17 protein-coding genes are annotated in these 16530 nt (G+C 62.8%); 8 read left to right on the top strand and 9 right to left on the bottom strand.

Annotated features, from left to right (window positions below):
* Positions 1 to 94 precede the first annotated feature (94 nt).
* Complete coding sequence (locus LB532_RS28990; RefSeq protein ID WP_140640613.1) at positions 95 to 871, bottom strand: class I SAM-dependent methyltransferase; 777 nt, start codon at positions 869 to 871, stop codon at positions 95 to 97.
* 153 nt (positions 872 to 1024) lie between these two features.
* Between LB532_RS28990 and gloB the strand changes: the two genes are divergently transcribed.
* Together gloB and LB532_RS28980 are read left to right on the top strand one after the other, a co-directional pair.
* A complete protein-coding gene (gene gloB / locus LB532_RS28985; RefSeq protein ID WP_140640212.1) occupies positions 1025 to 1792 on the top strand; it encodes a hydroxyacylglutathione hydrolase in 768 nt (255 codons plus the stop codon).
* A gap of 23 nt (positions 1793 to 1815) precedes the next feature.
* Positions 1816 to 2274, top strand: coding sequence for a cupin domain-containing protein (locus tag LB532_RS28980; RefSeq protein ID WP_224557542.1), 459 nt, complete (start codon positions 1816 to 1818; stop codon positions 2272 to 2274).
* On the opposite strand, the gene LB532_RS28975 is transcribed toward LB532_RS28980, so the two are convergent.
* Genes LB532_RS28975 through LB532_RS28965 form a run of 3 tightly spaced genes read right to left on the bottom strand, consistent with a single transcriptional unit; the run spans position 2271 to position 4645 of the window.
* Positions 2271 to 2945 carry a lysoplasmalogenase family protein gene (locus LB532_RS28975; RefSeq protein WP_140640210.1) on the bottom strand — a complete coding sequence of 225 codons (675 nt, stop codon included), beginning with the start codon at positions 2943 to 2945 and terminating at the stop codon, positions 2271 to 2273. The two genes, LB532_RS28980 and LB532_RS28975, sit on opposite strands and share 4 nt — an antisense overlap.
* Positions 2942 to 3829 (bottom strand): DMT family transporter, encoded by an 888-nt coding sequence (locus LB532_RS28970; protein WP_140640208.1) that lies wholly within the window; start codon positions 3827 to 3829, stop codon positions 2942 to 2944. The genes LB532_RS28975 and LB532_RS28970 overlap by 4 nt, the downstream gene beginning before the upstream one ends.
* 27 nt (positions 3830 to 3856) lie before the next feature.
* On the bottom strand, positions 3857 to 4645 hold the full coding sequence (locus LB532_RS28965) for a DUF3108 domain-containing protein (RefSeq protein WP_140640206.1): 789 nt from the start codon (positions 4643 to 4645) through the stop codon (positions 3857 to 3859).
* Between the two features lie 251 nt (positions 4646 to 4896).
* Between LB532_RS28965 and rpmB the strand changes: the two genes are divergently transcribed.
* From rpmB to LB532_RS28950, 3 genes are all read left to right on the top strand, one after another.
* Positions 4897 to 5193, top strand: coding sequence for a 50S ribosomal protein L28 (gene rpmB / locus LB532_RS28960; protein WP_140640204.1), 297 nt, complete (start codon positions 4897 to 4899; stop codon positions 5191 to 5193).
* A 164-nt stretch (positions 5194 to 5357) separates the two neighbouring features.
* The gene (locus LB532_RS28955; RefSeq protein WP_140640202.1) at positions 5358 to 6041 is read left to right on the top strand and encodes a queuosine precursor transporter; all 684 of its coding nucleotides are present in this window, start codon (positions 5358 to 5360) and stop codon (positions 6039 to 6041) included.
* A gap of 65 nt (positions 6042 to 6106) precedes the next feature.
* Positions 6107 to 6787 (top strand): hypothetical protein, encoded by a 681-nt coding sequence (locus tag LB532_RS28950; RefSeq protein WP_140640200.1) that lies wholly within the window; start codon positions 6107 to 6109, stop codon positions 6785 to 6787.
* An 86-nt stretch (positions 6788 to 6873) separates the two neighbouring features.
* On the opposite strand, the gene LB532_RS28945 is transcribed toward LB532_RS28950, so the two are convergent.
* From LB532_RS28945 to LB532_RS28930, 4 genes are all read right to left on the bottom strand, one after another.
* The gene (locus LB532_RS28945) at positions 6874 to 7902 is read right to left on the bottom strand and encodes an esterase-like activity of phytase family protein (RefSeq protein WP_140640198.1); all 1029 of its coding nucleotides are present in this window, start codon (positions 7900 to 7902) and stop codon (positions 6874 to 6876) included.
* Positions 7899 to 9797, bottom strand: coding sequence for a cobaltochelatase subunit CobT (cobT, locus tag LB532_RS28940; RefSeq protein WP_140640196.1), 1899 nt, complete (start codon positions 9795 to 9797; stop codon positions 7899 to 7901). Before cobT ends, LB532_RS28945 begins: the two co-directional genes overlap by 4 nt.
* 11 nt (positions 9798 to 9808) lie before the next feature.
* Positions 9809 to 10795: a cobaltochelatase subunit CobS gene (cobS, locus tag LB532_RS28935; protein ID WP_140500761.1), complete on the bottom strand. Its 987-nt coding sequence runs from the start codon at positions 10793 to 10795 to the stop codon at positions 9809 to 9811.
* Positions 10796 to 10918: 123 nt separating this feature from the next.
* Positions 10919 to 11539 (bottom strand): J domain-containing protein, encoded by a 621-nt coding sequence (locus LB532_RS28930; RefSeq protein WP_140553331.1) that lies wholly within the window; start codon positions 11537 to 11539, stop codon positions 10919 to 10921.
* Between the two features lie 183 nt (positions 11540 to 11722).
* On the opposite strand from LB532_RS28930, the gene LB532_RS28925 reads away from it, so the two are divergent.
* A complete protein-coding gene (locus LB532_RS28925) occupies positions 11723 to 12025 on the top strand; it encodes a BolA family protein (RefSeq protein ID WP_140640195.1) in 303 nt (100 codons plus the stop codon).
* Between the two features lie 54 nt (positions 12026 to 12079).
* On the opposite strand, the gene LB532_RS28920 is transcribed toward LB532_RS28925, so the two are convergent.
* Entirely contained in the window at positions 12080 to 12886 is an 807-nt protein-coding gene (locus LB532_RS28920; RefSeq protein WP_140640194.1) for an alpha/beta hydrolase, read from the bottom strand.
* A 356-nt stretch (positions 12887 to 13242) separates the two neighbouring features.
* Here LB532_RS28920 and LB532_RS28915 point away from each other — a divergent pair, with 356 nt between their 5' ends.
* Both LB532_RS28915 and LB532_RS28910 read left to right on the top strand, forming a co-directional pair.
* Positions 13243 to 15192: a PrkA family serine protein kinase gene (locus LB532_RS28915; RefSeq protein ID WP_140640611.1), complete on the top strand. Its 1950-nt coding sequence runs from the start codon at positions 13243 to 13245 to the stop codon at positions 15190 to 15192.
* A 19-nt stretch (positions 15193 to 15211) separates the two neighbouring features.
* The gene (locus tag LB532_RS28910; RefSeq protein ID WP_140640193.1) at positions 15212 to 16522 is read left to right on the top strand and encodes a YeaH/YhbH family protein; all 1311 of its coding nucleotides are present in this window, start codon (positions 15212 to 15214) and stop codon (positions 16520 to 16522) included.
* The last annotated feature ends 8 nt before the right edge of the window (positions 16523 to 16530 follow it).

Raw genomic sequence — 16530 nt, 5'->3', positions numbered from 1 at the left:
GCCATCCGTCACTCAGCCAGGCTGCGAGCCCGTCAGCGACAGATAGGTCGCGAAATGCCGTTCGGCGCAAGTTTCTGGCATGATCACGAAGGTGTCATTCGCGGACACGGCGATGTCGCGGCCCGGTCTCTATCCGCCGGCCGAGCCGCGTTGCTGCATGCGGCGAAAGCACCGGCACGAAAACCCGTCGCGAAGCGCGCTGGGCGGCCGGCACGCCCTGATAGAGCCGCTTCTGCGCCTCGACCACGATGACGCCGGAGAAGATCGGCCACAGCCGCCGGCCGGCGCGCTCCAGCATATTGTGGAAGCGCATCATGAAACGCCGCCGCGATGGCGGAAAGAACAGGGCGTCGGACCAGGCGGCGGGCGTGAAATTCGCCTCGCGCAGCAACTCGGTGAGCTGACCGCGCGAGAAGGGCCTGCCATTGCCGAACGGCGTGTGTTCGAACCGCGCCCAGACGCCGCGCCGGTTGGGCACGACGATGACCACCCGGCCGGCCGGCGACAGCACGCGCCAGATCTCGTTCAGCGTTTCGCGCGGGTTTTCTACATGTTCGAGCGAATGCACGAGCAGCATGCGGTCGATGCAGGAATCGACCAGCGGCAGTTCCTCGTCGAAAACCAGAGCCGTCGCCGTCGGTCCCGCCGCCGGCCAGACCACGGCGCCCTGCGTCGCCGGCATGAAGGCGAACACCCGCTCGGCGTCGCTGCCGAACCGTTCCAGCCACGGCAGGGTGTAGCCGAGCCCGACCAGCCGCTCATTGGGCACTGTGGCCCATATCGATGACAGGGCCATGGTGATCGAATGTTCGGCAAAGCGACCAAGCGCTGTCGAATAGAAGGAACGGAGATCGACGATGTCGGAATGCATGTCAGGGATGTAGCCGCGATATCGGCGGGTTTCAACAAAAGGCCGCGACGTCCCAAGATCCCGGATGTCGAATGACATCCTGACATTAGTCATCTCCGGGATGACATCTGCGCGTCGGCGTCCTATGTCTGCGGCGAAAGATGGAGAGATGCGATGGCGGTCGAAATCGAACAGTTCATGTGCCGCAGCGACAATTTCGGCGTTCTGGTGCATGACCCCAAAAGCGGTCAGACCGCGCTCATCGATGCGCCGGAAGAGGCGGCGATCCTGGCTGCGGTCAAGCGCACCGGCTGGACGCCGACGATGATCCTGACCACGCATCATCATGCCGACCATGTCGAGGCCAATCTGGCGCTGAAGCAGCGGTTCAAGCTGCGCATCGTCGGCCCGGAAGCGGAAAAGGCCAAGATTCCCGGCATTGACGACACTGTCGAGGACGGTTCGGTCCTGCATCTCGGCGAGGAGCGCATCGAAGTGATCGCCACCCCTGGTCACACCGCCGGCCACGTCTCCTATCACCTGCCGGCATCGAAAGTGGCGTTCACCGCCGACACGCTGTTCGCGCTCGGCTGCGGGCGGCTGTTCGAATGCAAGCCGCCGGTGATGTATGGATCCCTGAAGAAGCTCGCGGCACTGCCTGCCGCGACCGTGATCTATTGCGGGCACGAATACACGCTCGCCAACGCCCGTTTCGCGCTGAGCGTCGACCCGACCAATTCGGCATTGAAGGAACGCGCGGCAAAAATTGAAGCGCTGCGCGCCGATAACAAGCCGACGCTGCCGACCACGATCGGCGAGGAATTGTCGACCAACCCTTTCCTGCGCTGGCACGATCCGGCAATCCGCAGGCATCTCGGCATGGAGAAGGCGTCGGACGTCGAGGTTTTTGCCGAGATCCGCAAGCGCAAGGATAATTTCTAGGCCAAGCGACACTGGTCGAAACCATGACGAGTTCCGCAGCAATCATCGCCATTCTTGGCATGAAGCCGCATCCGGAAGGCGGTTGGTACACGGAAACCTTTCGCGACGGTGGCGGCGAAGCTCGAGGCCACTCGACGGCGATCTATTTTCTGCTGGAGCAGGGCCAGGTTTCCGCCTGGCATCGCGTCAGGGATGCAGCCGAGGCCTGGCACTTCTACGCCGGCGCGCCGCTGGCGCTGTCGATATGGGAAGAAGGCGGCCCAAAGGCTAACCGGGTGATCGAGCAGGTGCTCGGCATCGAGCTTGCGGCCGGCGAGCGGCCGCAAATCGTCGTGCCGGCGGGCTGGTGGCAATCGGCGCGCAGCCTGGGCGAGTGGACCTTGGTCGGCTGCACCGTGGCGCCGGGCTTCGACTTTGCGGCGTTTGAACTGGCGGAGCCTGGTTGGCGGCCAAAACAGCCTGACGCAGCAGGAAATCCTTAGCGCAGCAGGAAACCAAGCGTGATCACGAGTTGCGCGGCGTAGTAAAGCACCCAGACCGCCAAACGCATCCAGGCGCGATGTGGCGAAATGGCGGCCGCCAGGAAGCGTTCCGTGGCCAGCAGCGCGTCGGACGCCATGAACAGCACGGCGCCGCCGATAACAGCGGCACTGCTCGTCGTCAGCGCCGAAATGCCCATGGCGAGGATGGCCGCGACATAGCCCGCGATCGGGGCCTGCAGGGCCGGGCCGACGCGGCGCCGCAGCGCCGCCAGCATGAGGATAACAAACGCTGCCATCGCCAGTGCGATTGCCGCGCGCCAAGGTTCGGCCCCCAGCACTCCCAGCCCCCCGCCGCTGCGCAGGAACAGCACGACGTAGACGATATGCGCGGCGACAAAGCTGCCCAGCCCGCCCAGAAACATCTTTTCGCCATCGCGCGACAGGAAGGCGTCGCCGATAGCGCTCAGCGCAAGAGCGGCGACCAGTAGCAGCGGCCCGCCCTGCATCGCCGCCAGCACGGCAAGCATGGCCACCGCGAGCGTTTTTGCCGCCGAACGGGCGAGCGTCGGCGCCATGCCTGATGTGAAGGCGTAGACAACCGCCGCCACCAGCGAAAAGATCAGCGTCGCATTGGCGTTGGCGTCGATGCCGCCTGGAAACGGCATCGTCACGCCCGGGCTCCGCCTTCTGCGGGCTTGCGCAGGAGCAGCGACTTTGCCGCAAGTGCGGCCCCGCCGGTGATGAGCACGCAGGCCGCGACAATGCGCAGCGACGGCTCGGCGACGCCAGCCGCGATCAACACCAGGGTCGACAGGAGCGGCGCGGCATAGCTTGCCGCGCCCAGCACCTGGATGTTGCCGCGCTTGACGCCGACATCCCAGGCATAGAAGGCCGCCCCCACCGGCATCAGGCCGAGCCCGAGCACGGCAAGCCACTGCCCGGCACTCGCGGGCAGCACCGTCTCTTCCAGCGCCAGATGGCAGGCAAGCGACAGCAGCGCGGTCGCCGCGCAGAACCAGGTGACGATGCTGGTCGGCACCGAGGGGAAACGCCGCGACAGGAGCGAATAGGACGACCACAGCACGGCGCACACGGCAGCCATGGCGTAGCCAAAGGCGTAGCGCGCGTCGAAGGCGAGGCCGCCGCCCTTGGTGACGATGAGCACCGTGCCGGCAAGGCCGAGCAGCGCGCCCACGATATGGTTCCAGGCCAGCCGCTCGCCCGGCATCAGCGCCGAGCCGAGCACGATCAGCAGCGGCCACAGATAGGCGATCAGGCTGGCCTCCACCGCCGGCGCGTTGCGCAGCGCTGTGAAGTAGAAGAAGTGGTAGCCGAAGAGGCCGGCAATGCCGATCACCCAGACCTGGCGCGGTATCTTCTGGCTTTTATCCGCGGCCGGCATGAAAAGGCGCGCGACAAGCCCGACCCCGGTGCCGATCGAGAAGGTGATCGCCGACAAGAGGAACGGCGGCACCTTGCCGGATGCGTCCGTAAGCAACGCCAGCAGTGCCCACATGGCGACGGCCGAAAAGCCGATCAGAGTCGCGCGCCCCATTCTGTCTCCAGCGGCGCGCGTGGCGCCCTATTGTATTGCTTCGAAACGCCTGGCGCTGATGGTCAAGGTGCCGATCTGCGTCCCGACCGTCGCGCGGATCGGCGCATATACCCCGGTTTGGCCGAGCGGCGCAAATGTCACCATGATGCGGCTTTTGTTCTTGAGGTAGTTGAGCGCCTTGCGGCCCTTTCGATAGCCCGCCACCGGCTCGAAACCCATCCGGCAGGTGACCGTGTCGCCCTTGTAGCCGGGCACCGAGATCGACCCTTTTGAAGCGTAGCTCAGCGTCAGGTTGGCGCGCATCTCGCCGTCGTAGAGCCTCACCGTGCGGCCGCAGACCTTGTCGAGGCTGTCGGCATGGATGACGGTCGCTGCCATCGGATCGAGCACCGATGCCAGGTCGCCGGCGCCGAGCGGCACCCAACTCTCGGGATCACGCTTTTCCGGCGCGGGAACGACCGTCGTCGAGGTGACGTTGCCATTGGCAAAACGGATATCGATCGCGGAGGCTTTCTTGCCGGAAGTGTAGTCGGCGCGGAACGCCTGCGGCACCATCTTCTGGCCCGAAATCGTCCCCTTGGACGAGATCGTGCCGCGCGTGTCATCGAACAGCTTGGCCAGACCAGCCGCGGAAACGCTGCCGTCGATCGAGTAGACGCCGTTCTCATAACGGCTTGAAAAGCTCGATTTCGCGATCGAAAGCCCGAGGAACGACACCGTGTATTCGCCCTTGAAGGACTGCGGCGAGGCGGCCATCGCAACCGATGGCAAGGCGACGGCCAGCGCGGTGGCAAGGGCATGGGGCAAACGAAGCATGGCGCGATCGGGTCCTTGATTTCAGCCGGGGGCGGACAACTCCGGTCTGGCATGTCCCTATGGAACCGCTTATACGACGAATTCCGGCCTTAGTATGAAATGCCGCTGGGCCAGGCTGGAGCTTGACGCATGGGCGAAATGCAACTATGGAACGCCAACTTTTTCCATAAGGCCGCTTGACCACAACCGCGCGCCACCCGGCGTGGGCACGAAGGTTTGGCAGGTCCCCGAGAGAACTGAAGGTTAGAACCATGTCCCGCACCTGCGAACTCACTGCCAAGGCAGTCCAGACCGGCAACAATGTGAGCCACGCCAACAACAAGACCAAGCGTCGTTTCCTGCCGAACCTCGTCAACGTGACGCTGATTTCGGAAGCGCTGAACCAGAACGTGCGCCTGCGCATTTCCGCCAACGCGCTGCGTTCGGTCGAGCATCGCGGCGGTCTCGACGCCTTCCTGGCCAAGGCTGACATCAAGGAGCTGTCGCAGCGCGCGCGCCTCTTGAAGAAGCAGATCGCCAAGAAGCTCGCCGAGCAGGCTGCCGCGTAAACTGTCTTTCAGGCGGGGGACGACCGCCCTAGCCAACCTCTTGTTGGCCTTGAGCATCGGATCGCCGTCCGCAAGGCGGTTTCGGAAATCCGATGCTCGAACAAAGCGAGCGCGATCGGGTTTCGGCATGACGCTCCGCTGGTTCCATTACCCAGGATAAAAAAATGACTTCCTTCTCGCGATACCTGCCCTTCGTGGCCGCCATGGCGCTTGTCGTTGTGGCATCGAACATTCTCGTGCAGTTCCCGATGCAGGGTCGGATCGGCGGCTTGTCGCTTGCCGACCTGCTCACCTGGGGCGCCTTCACCTACCCGTTCTCCTTTCTGGTCACCGACCTTGCCAATCGCCGCTACGGGCCTGCCGTGGCGCGCCGGATCGTCTTTGTCGGCTTCATGACGGCGGTGGTCTGCTCGATTTTCGTGCCGCCCTTCCTGTTCCGCCATGGTTTCATCGAATTCGAGACCGCCGCCGACCGGCTGGTGCGCATCGCGGCGGCGTCCGGCGCGGCTTTCCTCACCGCGCAATTGCTCGACGTGACCGTGTTCAATCGCCTGCGCCGACAGAGCTGGTGGCGGGCGCCGATCGTCGGCACGCTGGTCGGCTCGGTGTTCGACACAGTCGTGTTCTTCAGCGTCGCTTTCTCCGCGGCTTTCGCCTTCGTTGGCCCAAGCGACAGCTTTGCGCTGGAAACGGCGCCGCTGATGGGCGTGCTGCCGGTCGAGGCCATGCGTTGGGTCTCCTGGGCGCTTGGCGACCTCAGCGTGAAGCTGATCATCGCCGTCGTGGCACTGATTCCCTACCGGGTGCTCGCCGCCCGCTGGAGCCAGCCGGCTGTTGCTGCGGTCTAGGCCGTGATCCCGAAAAGTGGAATCCGGTTTTCGGACCAGATCACGGCCAAAAAGAGAGGTGGCGCGTGATTCCTTGGATCCAGCTGGACTCCGCGAAGACCCCGGATGGCGCGCAGGAGCTTCGTCTCAAGCGGCGCGGCTCCGAATTCTCGATCATGCTGGGCACCAACGAGTTGATGAACAGCCGCCTCAGCGGCTCGGAAGAGGCGCTGGCAAAGCTCTCTTGTCAGAGGATCGCCGGCCGCAGACAGCCGAGAATGCTGATCGGCGGGCTTGGCATGGGTTTTACACTGCGCGCCGCTCTCGACGAGTTGGCCGAGAATGCCGAAATCACTGTCGCGGAGTTGGTGCCGGCGGTCGTCGCGTGGGCGCGGGGGCCGATGGCCGAACTGTTTGGTGGCTGTCTCGACGATCCGCGCGTCATCGTGCGGGAGGCCGATGTCGGGCAGTTGATAAGATCCCGGCCCGCAGTCTGGGACGCCATCCTGCTCGATGTCGACAACGGCCCGGACGGCATCGTTCACAAATCCAACGACGCGCTGTACAGCCTGCAGGGCCTGGCGGCAGCGCGCACCGCACTGAAGCCCGGCGGCGTGCTTGCCGTGTGGTCGCAAGGGCCGGACAGCGGCTTCACCCGGCGGCTGAAGCAGGCAGGTTTCGCGGTCGAGGAGGTGAGCACGCGCGCCAACGGCAAGCGCGGCGCGCGCCATGTCATCTGGATCGCCACCAACGGCTCGCGACCCTGAGCGGACGCCGTCATTTGATGAATAGTCGACCAAATCGAGCCGGCGTTGAATACACTCAACTTCAGCTTCGCAGTTGGAGCGCCAAATCAGTCCTGGTGCAAAATGAATTCCAGGTAGAGATTGCGCTGCAGGATCGAGTGATTGTCGTCGGAGATCAGCGACACCATCAGCGCGTGGTCTTCGCGCGTCCAGACGTCGAGCCCTTCCATATTGTCGATCTGGTAGCCCATATCGGCTTCCAGCAGCACCGGACCGTCGGCGACCGCGCCCTTCTCCACGGTCTCGCCATCAATGCGCCGCAGCCGCATCTTGAGGCCTCCTGCCATCGTGAAACTGCGCTCCAGCAGCAGAAGGTCGCCGTCCGGCAGGAAGGCCCCATCGGTGATGTCGAAATCGCCATTTCGCTTGACGGTGAAGACGCCCTTGTGCGGACCTTCGATGATGGCGGCATAGATGTTGCCGGCCTTGTCCAAGCTCTTTTCCGACACCACGACCAGGCCGCCTTGGTGGCGGCCATTGGCATTGGCGTGGGTGACGGTCTCGAAGCCTCGGTTCCGGCGCAACTCCCATGCCGGAACCAGGAAATCCATCCGCCTGAACGGCGCCTTCATATCGCCGGGGCCAATTTTGAACTGGGCGACGCGATGGTTGCGCTCGAAACCTACGGTGGCAATGCCGTCCTTGACGGAAAGCCCCTCGGCATCGACTTCCGATTTCTCGTCGATCGGCTGGCCCGATGCATCGACCATCTGTTCCATGCGGAAGTCCCGGATGCCTGACGGGCGCTTGTCCGTATCATGGGTCACGGTGCCGAAGAACCAGAATCCGGTATCGGCGACGCCGACGAAGTCGCGACCGCCTTTCAGGAAACGGAAGGCCGACAGGGCGCCGAAATCGCGCGACGGCGATGTCATCTCCAGCCCGCCGACGAATTCGAGCGGACCGAATTGCTTGTCGGCACGGCCTATACGGAATTCGGTGATCGGGCGGGCCGAGACCTCGACCGGTTCAACCGAGGTCCCGCTGGCCGAACTGGATGGCACCGGGGCTGCACCGGCAAACAGGGCGATGGTGGCGAAAAGTGCTTGTCGAAATCCGCCGCGAAAAAAGATCATCCGGCGCGCCGCATGCCGCCGCGCCGCGTATCGCGTGCGCTTTCCTCGGCGAACAGCGAAGCCAGTTGCTCGGTCATGGCGCCGGCCAGTTCCTCGGCATCGACGATGGTGACGGCGCGCCGGTAGTAGCGGGTGACGTCATGGCCGATGCCGATGGCAAGCAGCTCGACCGGCGAGCGCGTCTCGATCAGCTCGATGACGGCGCGCAGATGGCGCTCAAGATAATTGCCCGGATTGACCGACAGCGTCGAATCGTCGACCGGCGCGCCGTCGGAGATCATCATCAGGATCTTGCGCTGTTCGGGTCGGGCGATCAGCCGGTTATGCGCCCACAGCAGCGCCTCGCCGTCGATGTTTTCCTTGAGCAGGCCCTCGCGCATCATCAGTCCGAGATTGCGCCGTGCCCGCCGCCAGGGATGGTCGGCCGACTTGTAGATGATGTGGCGCAGGTCGTTCAGCCGGCCCGGATTCGGCGGCTTGCCGTCCTTCAGCCACTTCTCGCGGGCCTGCCCGCCTTTCCAGGCGCGCGTGGTGAAGCCCAGAATCTCGACCGAAACGCCGCAGCGTTCCAGCGTGCGCGCCAGAATGTCGGCGCAGGTGGCGGCCACGGTGATCGGCCGGCCGCGCATGGAACCCGAATTGTCGAGCACCAGCGTCACCACCGTGTCGCGGAATTTGGTGTCGCGCTCCTGCTTGAAGGACAGCGGCTGCATCGGATCGATGACGACGCGCACCAACCGTGCCGGGTCGAGATAGCCCTCCTCCAGGTCGAAATCCCACGACCGGTTCTGCTGCGCCATCAGGCGGCGCTGCAAACGGTTGGCCAGCCGGCCGACGACGCCGGACAGGTTGGCGAGTTGCTTGTCGAGGAAAGCGCGCAGCCGGTCGAGTTCTTCTTCCTCGCAAAGCTCCTCCGCCCCCACCGTCTCGTCGAAAGCTGACGTGAAGACCTTGTAATCGATCTCCTTCGGCAGGTTGGTGAAAGGGTTGTCGTTGCGGCGCGCCTCGCCGGGCGTCTCGGCATCGGCATCGTCATCGTCGGACAAATCGTCGGCGGTGGCGTCGGAGGCTTCGGTCTCTGCCGACTGCTCGTCGTCAGCCGACGCCTCGGCATCCTCGGACTGCGACTGTTCGGAGCCAGAATCGTCCTCGCCGCCTTCCTCGCTCTGTTCCTCGCCTTGCGGCTGGTTGTCGTCATTGTCCTCCGAATCTTCGGTCTCTTGGTCGTCGCCGAGTTCCTCGGCCATTTCCATGGAGGCGAGCATTTCACGCACGACGCGGGCGAAGGCCTGCTGGTCGTCGAGCTTGGACGACAGCCCGTCGAGGTCGGCGCGGGCCTTTTCCTCGACCCAGGGGCGCCAGAGCTCGACCAGCCGCTCGCCGCTCTTGGGGATCGGCCGGCCGGTCAGCTTCTCGCGCACCATCAGCGCCAGCGCCTCCTCGATCGGCGCGTCGGCCCTGTCCTTGACGTCGACGAGATTGGCCTTGGCGTATTTGTCCTCCAGCATCGAGCCTATATTGTCGGCGACCCCTTGCATGGCGCGGCTGCCGATCGCCTCGACGCGCGCCTGCTCGACCGCGTCGTAGATGGCGCGGGCCGCCTTGCCTTCCGGCGCCAGCCTGCTGTGGATGCGCACGTCATGGCAGGCGCGCTTCAGCGCCATGGAATCGCCGAGGCCGCGGGTGATGGCTATATCGGTCTTCGACGCTTTCTTCGGCAGCTCGGGCAATCTTGCCCGACTGCCGGCCAGCGCCGGACGATCCTTGGCGAAGCCGACTTCCAGCTCCTTGTCGCCGGCGATGGCGCGCATGCAGACGGTGACGGCGCGCTTGAAGCTGTCGGCTTCAGAGCCCGTCTTCGACTTGTTGCGCGTATTGTCGCCCGGACCCGCCATCGAGGCTCTGCTTAGCCCAGCACCACATTGGCGGCGCTCTCCGGCAGATCCTCGCCGAAGGCGCGCTGGTAGAATTCCGCGACCACGGAACGCTCCAGTTCGTCGCATTTGTTGAGAAAGGTCAGCCGGAACGCCATGCCGATATTGCCGAAGATCTCGGCATTCTCCGCCCAGGTGATGACGGTACGCGGGCTCATCACGGTCGACAGATCGCCGTTGATGAAGGCCGAGCGCGTCATGTCGGCAACGCGCACCATCTTGTTGACGATGTCCTTGCCCTTGCCGTCGCGATAGTGCTTGGCCTTGGCCAGCACGATGTTCACCTCATTGTCGTGCGGCAGGTAATTCAGCGTGGTAACGATCGACCAGCGGTCCATCTGCGCCTGGTTGATCTGCTGGGTGCCGTGATAGAGGCCGGTGGTGTCGCCCAGCCCGACCGTGTTGGCGGTCGAGAACAGCCGGAACGCCGGGTGCGGACGAATGACCCGGCTCTGGTCGAGCAGCGTCAGCCGGCCAGACGATTCCAGCACGCGCTGGATGACGAACATCACGTCCGGACGGCCGGCGTCGTATTCGTCGAAGCACAACGCAACATTGTGCTGGTAGGCCCAGGGCAGGATGCCGTCGCGGAATTCAGTGATCTGCAAGCCGTCCTTCACGACGATCGCGTCCTTGCCGACGAGATCGATGCGGCTGACATGGCTGTCGAGGTTGACGCGCACGCAAGGCCAGTTGAGGCGGGCCGCGACCTGCTCGATATGGGTCGACTTGCCGGTGCCGTGATAGCCCGAGACCATGACGCGCCGGTTGTAGGCGAAGCCGGCGAGGATCGCCATCGTCGTCGCCTTGTCGAAAAGATAGTCGGGATCGATGTCGGGCACATGTTCTGATGTCACCGAATAGGCCGGCACCACCATCTTGGAGTCGAAGCCGAATTTGTCCTTCACCGACACCGTGGTGTCGGGCAGGTTGGCGATGTCGCGATCGACCTTGTTCATCTCTATCCACGTCTCCACGGGCGAAATGCCTGATTTCGCCGGCAATCGATTTTGTCCGGGGGCGGTCTTAGAGCCTTTTCCACCCTTATGAAAGTTGGAAAACGACACGAACCGTTGGGTTGCTCAGCACAAACCCGCCTGCTTGAGCACGCGATAGGCCTGGAGCACATCGCGGAACCGGTCTTCCGAACCTCTGTCGCCGCCATTCGCATCCGGATGGTGACGCTTCACCAGTTCCTTATAGCGCGCCTTGATCTCCTTGCCAGTCGCCTTTGTATCAAGGCCAAGCGTTTCCAGCGCCTTGGCCTCAAGCGGCTTGGCCTTGCGCTCGCGCACCTCGCGCGGATCCTTCGGCCCCTTGAACAGGTCGAACGGGTCGCGCATGCGGTTGTAGTAGCCAGCGCGGCCGGAGCGCATCTGCGCCATATCGGGCGACGAGCGCGTCGAGGCGCCATTGACTCCCATCTTCCAGGTCGGCCGGTGGCCTGTCATCGCCTCCTTCTGGAAACGGGCGACCTCGGTGTCCGGCACGCCGGAAAAGTAGTTGAAGCCCTTGTTGTACTCGCGCACATGGTCGAAGCAGAAGCGGAAATACTCTCCCTCCTTCATGCGCCCGACCGGAGCGCGGTGGGTGCCCGCCTCCTTGCAGCCATCCCACTGACAGACCGGCGCGTGCGACTTCAGCTCCGCGTCCTTCTCCTGGCGGATGCGGATCTTCTCGAAATATTTGGGATACGGCTTCATCTAACCCATTTATGGGGCGTTCGCAGATGCGAAACAAGAATTGACATTTTCGCGATGATCGCCCTAACCGCTGAATCGCGGCATAAAGCGGGCGAAGGACCGATTTTGTTGTAGCGCGGCATGCAACGAAGTCGGTCCGGCTTCCGCGATCCCGCTGGCGATATGTGGTGAAGGGAGACGGCAATGTCCATACAGGCAACCATGGAAGACAAGCTGAACAAGGCATTTTCGCCGGAGCGGCTGGTCGTCATCAACGAAAGCCATCTGCACGCCGGCCATCATCATCTGGAATCTGGCCACCAGGCTACGTTCGACGGCACCGGCGAGACGCATTTCCGCGTCCGCATCATTTCGCAGAACTTTGCCGGCATGAGCCGCATCGAGCGCCATCGCGCGGTCAACGCGCTTTTGGCCGACGAATTGAAGGCAGGCCTGCACGCGCTGGCGATCGAACCGGCGGCTCCCGGCGAAAAGACGCGCTGGTAGGCCGGTCCTCCTCGCTCCTCGCGGTGACGTTCAGAGCTCCGTTTGATGCCGGAATCACCCAACCGCCGATTTCAGGAATGCCAGTGCCGCCCCGGTCAATGCGTCGCCATCCTCGCCGAAATCGCGGTTGATCGACATATGCGTATAGGCGCTGCCGTCGAACAGCGTCACCTTGGTGCCGGTGGCGCGCAGGCGCTCGGCAAAGGCCTTGGAGTCCCCGGCCCGGCCCGAAGCGCCTGAGTAGGCGATGAAGGTCGGCGGGTGCTTGCGGCCATCTACATGACTGGCCGGCGACAACGCCGCCCATTGCGCGGGATCGGGGAAGGCCCGTGCATAGGCCCGCGCCATGCCGCCATTCCTGGCAAGCGCGGTGAGGTCATAGGCCCTGGTGTCGTCGAGAAGCAGTGCGGCGACACCCGGCAGACCGCCACGCATGCCGGTCAGCGCAACGAGGTGACAGCCGGCCGAATGGCCCATGGCCACGATCCGCCTGGCATCGCCGCCATGCCGGGCAATGTTGGCGCGGACATAGGCATAGGCCTTTTCGACATCGTCGGCCTGGGTGGCGACCTCGGCTTCGGGCAGCATGCGATAGTCGATGGAGACCAGGCAGAAGCCGTTGGCGAGCAGGAAGGCCGGCTTTGCGTTGACCTGCGAGCGCTTGCCGGACCGCCAGGCGCCGCCATGGACGAAGAAGACGACCGGCAATCCGCTTGCGCCATCCGGTGCATAGATGTCGAGCTTGGCCGGCCCGTAATCGACGGTTGTCGGCACGGCTTGGCGCTGGCCCCATGCGGCCGATGTGCCCAATGGCAACATCGCCGCCGCGGAGGCCAGAATAAGGTTTCGTCGATCGATCATCGCAGCCTTCCGATCGTGTAGGCTCCGATATTTAGACCAGGAGTGCCCGCAGGCGCCACCTGCGTCCAATTAAGGATTGGCAAGACCCGAACCCGCTCGGGGCCGCTCCTCGAGCCGCACCAACCACGTCAAATGCAACGCTTTTTTCGTTCAGTTCACGAAATCGATATCTGCCCCTTGACGGTCTCGTCCGGCCATCACCACCTGAGATATCAGACGAGCATTGCAACAGTGTGCTGTCCAGGGTTCGATGCCAGATGCACGCGCTCTCTTCAATTGGAGGGAACCACAATGCATTCCGGTAGTTGAATGTGATGAGCCGGCGGGCAGCCAGAATGGCTCTGAGGGCAACCATCATGGGTGAGAACCAGTCCGACGTCTTCGATCTGTTTTCGAAGATTTATGCAAACGCGGGCCAGGAAGAAATAAGTCTCCAGCAATATCTCCTTGCTTGCCGAGAAGACAAGTCAATGTACGCCTCGGCGCCGGAACGGATGGTCGAGGCCATCGGCGAGCCGAACCTGGTCGACACCAGCAAGGACGAGCGGCTCGGCCGCATTTTCTCGAACCGCACCGTCAAAGTGTATCCCACCTTCTCCGATTTCTACGGGATGGAGGATACGATTGAACGCATCGCCGGATATTTCCGCTATGCGTCGCAGGGGCTCGAGGAGCGCAAGCAGATCCTCTATCTCCTCGGCCCTGTCGGCGGCGGCAAGTCCTCCCTGGCCGAACGGCTGAAGAAACTGATGGAGGAACGCCCGATCTACACGCTGAAGGCCGGCAATCAGATCAGTCCGATTTTCGAATCGCCGCTTGGCCTTTTCCATCCCGATCGCATGGGCGACCTGCTGGAGGATAAATACGGGATAGCCCGGCGTCGCCTCAACGGTATCATCTCGCCTTGGGCCGCCAAGCGGCTTGATGAATTGTCTGGCGACATTTCCAAATTCAGCGTGGTGAAGTTGATGCCTTCGCGGCTGCGCCAGATCGCCATCGCCAAGACGGAGCCTGGCGACGAGAACAATCAGGATGTCTCGGCGCTGGTTGGCAAGGTCGACATCAGGCAATTAGAGGACTTCAGCCAGTCCGATCCGGACGCCTATTCCTATAGCGGCGGACTGAACCGGACCACGCAGGGCCTGCTCGAATTCGTCGAGATGTTCAAGGCGCCCATCAAGGTCCTGCATCCGTTGCTGACGGCGACCCAGGAAGGCAGCTATAACGGCACCGAGAATTTCGGCGCCTTCCCCTATCAGGGCATCATCGTTGCCCATTCCAACGAATCGGAATGGCAGCAGTTCAAGAACAATAAGAACAACGAGGCCTTTCTCGACCGCATCCTGGTGGTCAAGGTGCCGTATTGCCTGCGGATCACCGAAGAAAGGCATATCTACGAGAAACTGTTGCGCGAGAGCGAACTGGCCGGCAGCCCCTGCGCACCGGAAGTGCTGGACATTCTCAGCCGGTTCACGGTCTCGACCCGTCTTGCCGAGCACGACAATTCGCCGCTCTACACCAAGATGCGCGCCTATGACGGGGAAAATCTCAAGGAGGTCGATCCCCGGGCCAAGTCGGTTCAGGAATATCGCGACGCCGCCGGCGTCGACGAGGGCATGACCGGCGTAAGCACGCGCTTCGCCTTCAAGATCCTGTCTCAAACATTCAACTATGACACCAACGAGGTCGCGGCAGATCCGGTGCATCTGATGTACATCCTGGAAGAGGCAATCAAGCGCGAGCAGTTCCCAAAGGAGACGGAAGCGAGCTATCTCGAATTCATCAAGTCGGAACTCGCAACGCGCTATGCCGAGTTCATCGGCCACGAAATCCAGAAAGCCTATCTGGAATCATACAGCGAGTATGGCCAGAACCTCTTCGACCGCTATATCGCCTATGCCGATGCCTGGATCGAAGATCAGGACTACAAGGATCCCGATACCGGCCAGATCCTCAATCGCGAGGTATTGGACAAGGAATTGTCGCAGGTCGAAAAACCGGCAGGCATCGCCAACCCCAAGGATTTCCGCAACGAAGTGGTCAAGTTCACGCTGCGTGCCCGGGCGCGGAACCACGGCCGCAACCCGTCATGGACAAGCTACGAAAAGCTTCGCGAGGTGATCGAGAAGCGCATGTTCGGCCAGGTCGAAGACCTCCTGCCGGTGATCAGTTTCGGCTCCAAACAGGACAGCGTCACGGAAAAGCGGCACAATGAGTTCGTGCAGCGCATGGTGGAGCGCGGCTACACCGAACGGCAGGTGCGCCGGCTTGTCGACTGGTATATGCGCGTGAACAAGGCGGGCTGAGAAAAGCTCGAACGGTTCCATGCCGATTTTCATCGACCGCCGCCTCAATCCGAAGGACAAAAACCTGGGCAATCGCCAGCGCTTTCTCAGGCGCGCGCGGGAAGAGCTCAAGCGGAGCATCCGTGACCAGATAAGGACGGGCCGGATCGCCGATGTGGACAGTGGGCATGCCGTGCCGATGCCTCATAGAGGCACCAGCGAACCGACCTTCAGTGATGCCAGGGACAGCGGCCGGCGCCAGCACATCCTGCCAGGAAACAGAACGTTCATTCCCGGAGATCTGGTGCCCAAACCCGGACAGGGCGGCGCGGGTTCCTCGTCGCCGGGAAACACGGCATCCGAGGACGACTTTCGCTTTATGCTTTCGCGCGAGGAAGTGCTCGACCTCTTTTTCGAGGACCTCGAACTGCCGGATCTGGTCAAGCTCAATCTCAAGCAGATACTCGCATTCAAGCCAAGGCGGGCAGGTTTTGCGGCAACAGGATCCCCGACCAACATCAATGTCGGGCGCACAATGCGAAACAGCCACGCCCGCCGGATCGCGCTTGGGCGCCCAAAGCAGCCGGAGCTGGATGCGATCCTCCGGCAGCTCGCCAAATTGGAATCGAAGCCGCCAAATGCCGCGACCCGCGAACGCATCTTGACTTTGCGGGAGGAACTCGAGCGGCTGGAGCGCCGCCGAAAGCGGATTGCCTTTGTCGATCCCGTCGACATCCGCTTCAATCGCTTCGACCCGCAGCCGGTGCCGAATGCCAGCGCCGTCATGTTCTGCCTGATGGACGTCTCCGGGTCGATGGGCGAGCGCGAGAAGGATTTGGCCAAGCGCTTCTTCGTGCTGCTGCACCTGTTCCTGACCCGCCGCTATGAGCGCACGGAGATCGTCTTCATCCGCCACACGCACGAGGCCCAGGAGGTGGACGAAGAGACATTCTTCTACTGCACGCAAAGCGGAGGCACGGTCGTTTCCACCGCGCTTGAGGAAATGCAACGCATCATAGAACAACGCTATCCGGCCACGGAGTGGAACATCTATGCCGCTCAGGCTTCGGACGGTGACAATTTCGCCACCGACTCGCAGCGCTGCATAGAACTGCTCCACGGCAAGCTTATGCGCATGTGCCAGTATTTCGCCTATGTGGAGATCATCGACGAACGCGAAAGTCATATTTTCGGCTCGACCGAAAATGGCACCTCGCTCTGGCGCGCCTATAGCGCCGTCGAGCAAAAATGGCCGAACTTCCAGATGAGGCGCATCGCCGCTCCGGCCGATATCTACCCGGTATTTCGCCAGCTTTTCGCCAGGCAGCCGGCTATGGCCAAGAGCGCGTAAGGGGTGCC

It is taken from the genome of Mesorhizobium sp. ESP-6-2 (genome assembly GCF_020164675.1).
Taxonomy (GTDB): Bacteria; Pseudomonadota; Alphaproteobacteria; order Rhizobiales; family Rhizobiaceae; genus Mesorhizobium.
This window is presented reverse-complemented; position numbering and strand designations above follow the sequence as displayed.

What these genes read in the sequence shown, in the direction of transcription:
- LB532_RS28990 (WP_140640613.1), bottom strand. Translation starts at nt 871, where the DNA reads ATGCATTCCGACATCGTCGATCTCCGTTCCTTCTATTCGACAGCGCTT.
- gloB (WP_140640212.1), top strand. Translation starts at nt 1,025, where the DNA reads ATGGCGGTCGAAATCGAACAGTTCATGTGCCGCAGCGACAATTTCGGC.
- LB532_RS28980 (WP_224557542.1), top strand. Translation starts at nt 1,816, where the DNA reads ATGACGAGTTCCGCAGCAATCATCGCCATTCTTGGCATGAAGCCGCAT.
- LB532_RS28970 (WP_140640208.1), bottom strand. Translation starts at nt 3,829, where the DNA reads ATGGGGCGCGCGACTCTGATCGGCTTTTCGGCCGTCGCCATGTGGGCA.
- LB532_RS28965 (WP_140640206.1), bottom strand. Translation starts at nt 4,645, where the DNA reads ATGCTTCGTTTGCCCCATGCCCTTGCCACCGCGCTGGCCGTCGCCTTG.
- rpmB (WP_140640204.1), top strand. Translation starts at nt 4,897, where the DNA reads ATGTCCCGCACCTGCGAACTCACTGCCAAGGCAGTCCAGACCGGCAAC.
- LB532_RS28955 (WP_140640202.1), top strand. Translation starts at nt 5,358, where the DNA reads ATGACTTCCTTCTCGCGATACCTGCCCTTCGTGGCCGCCATGGCGCTT.
- LB532_RS28945 (WP_140640198.1), bottom strand. Translation starts at nt 7,902, where the DNA reads ATGATCTTTTTTCGCGGCGGATTTCGACAAGCACTTTTCGCCACCATC.
- cobT (WP_140640196.1), bottom strand. Translation starts at nt 9,797, where the DNA reads ATGGCGGGTCCGGGCGACAATACGCGCAACAAGTCGAAGACGGGCTCT.
- cobS (WP_140500761.1), bottom strand. Translation starts at nt 10,795, where the DNA reads ATGAACAAGGTCGATCGCGACATCGCCAACCTGCCCGACACCACGGTG.
- LB532_RS28930 (WP_140553331.1), bottom strand. Translation starts at nt 11,539, where the DNA reads ATGAAGCCGTATCCCAAATATTTCGAGAAGATCCGCATCCGCCAGGAG.
- LB532_RS28925 (WP_140640195.1), top strand. Translation starts at nt 11,723, where the DNA reads ATGTCCATACAGGCAACCATGGAAGACAAGCTGAACAAGGCATTTTCG.
- LB532_RS28920 (WP_140640194.1), bottom strand. Translation starts at nt 12,886, where the DNA reads ATGATCGATCGACGAAACCTTATTCTGGCCTCCGCGGCGGCGATGTTG.
- LB532_RS28915 (WP_140640611.1), top strand. Translation starts at nt 13,243, where the DNA reads ATGGGTGAGAACCAGTCCGACGTCTTCGATCTGTTTTCGAAGATTTAT.
- LB532_RS28910 (WP_140640193.1), top strand. Translation starts at nt 15,212, where the DNA reads ATGCCGATTTTCATCGACCGCCGCCTCAATCCGAAGGACAAAAACCTG.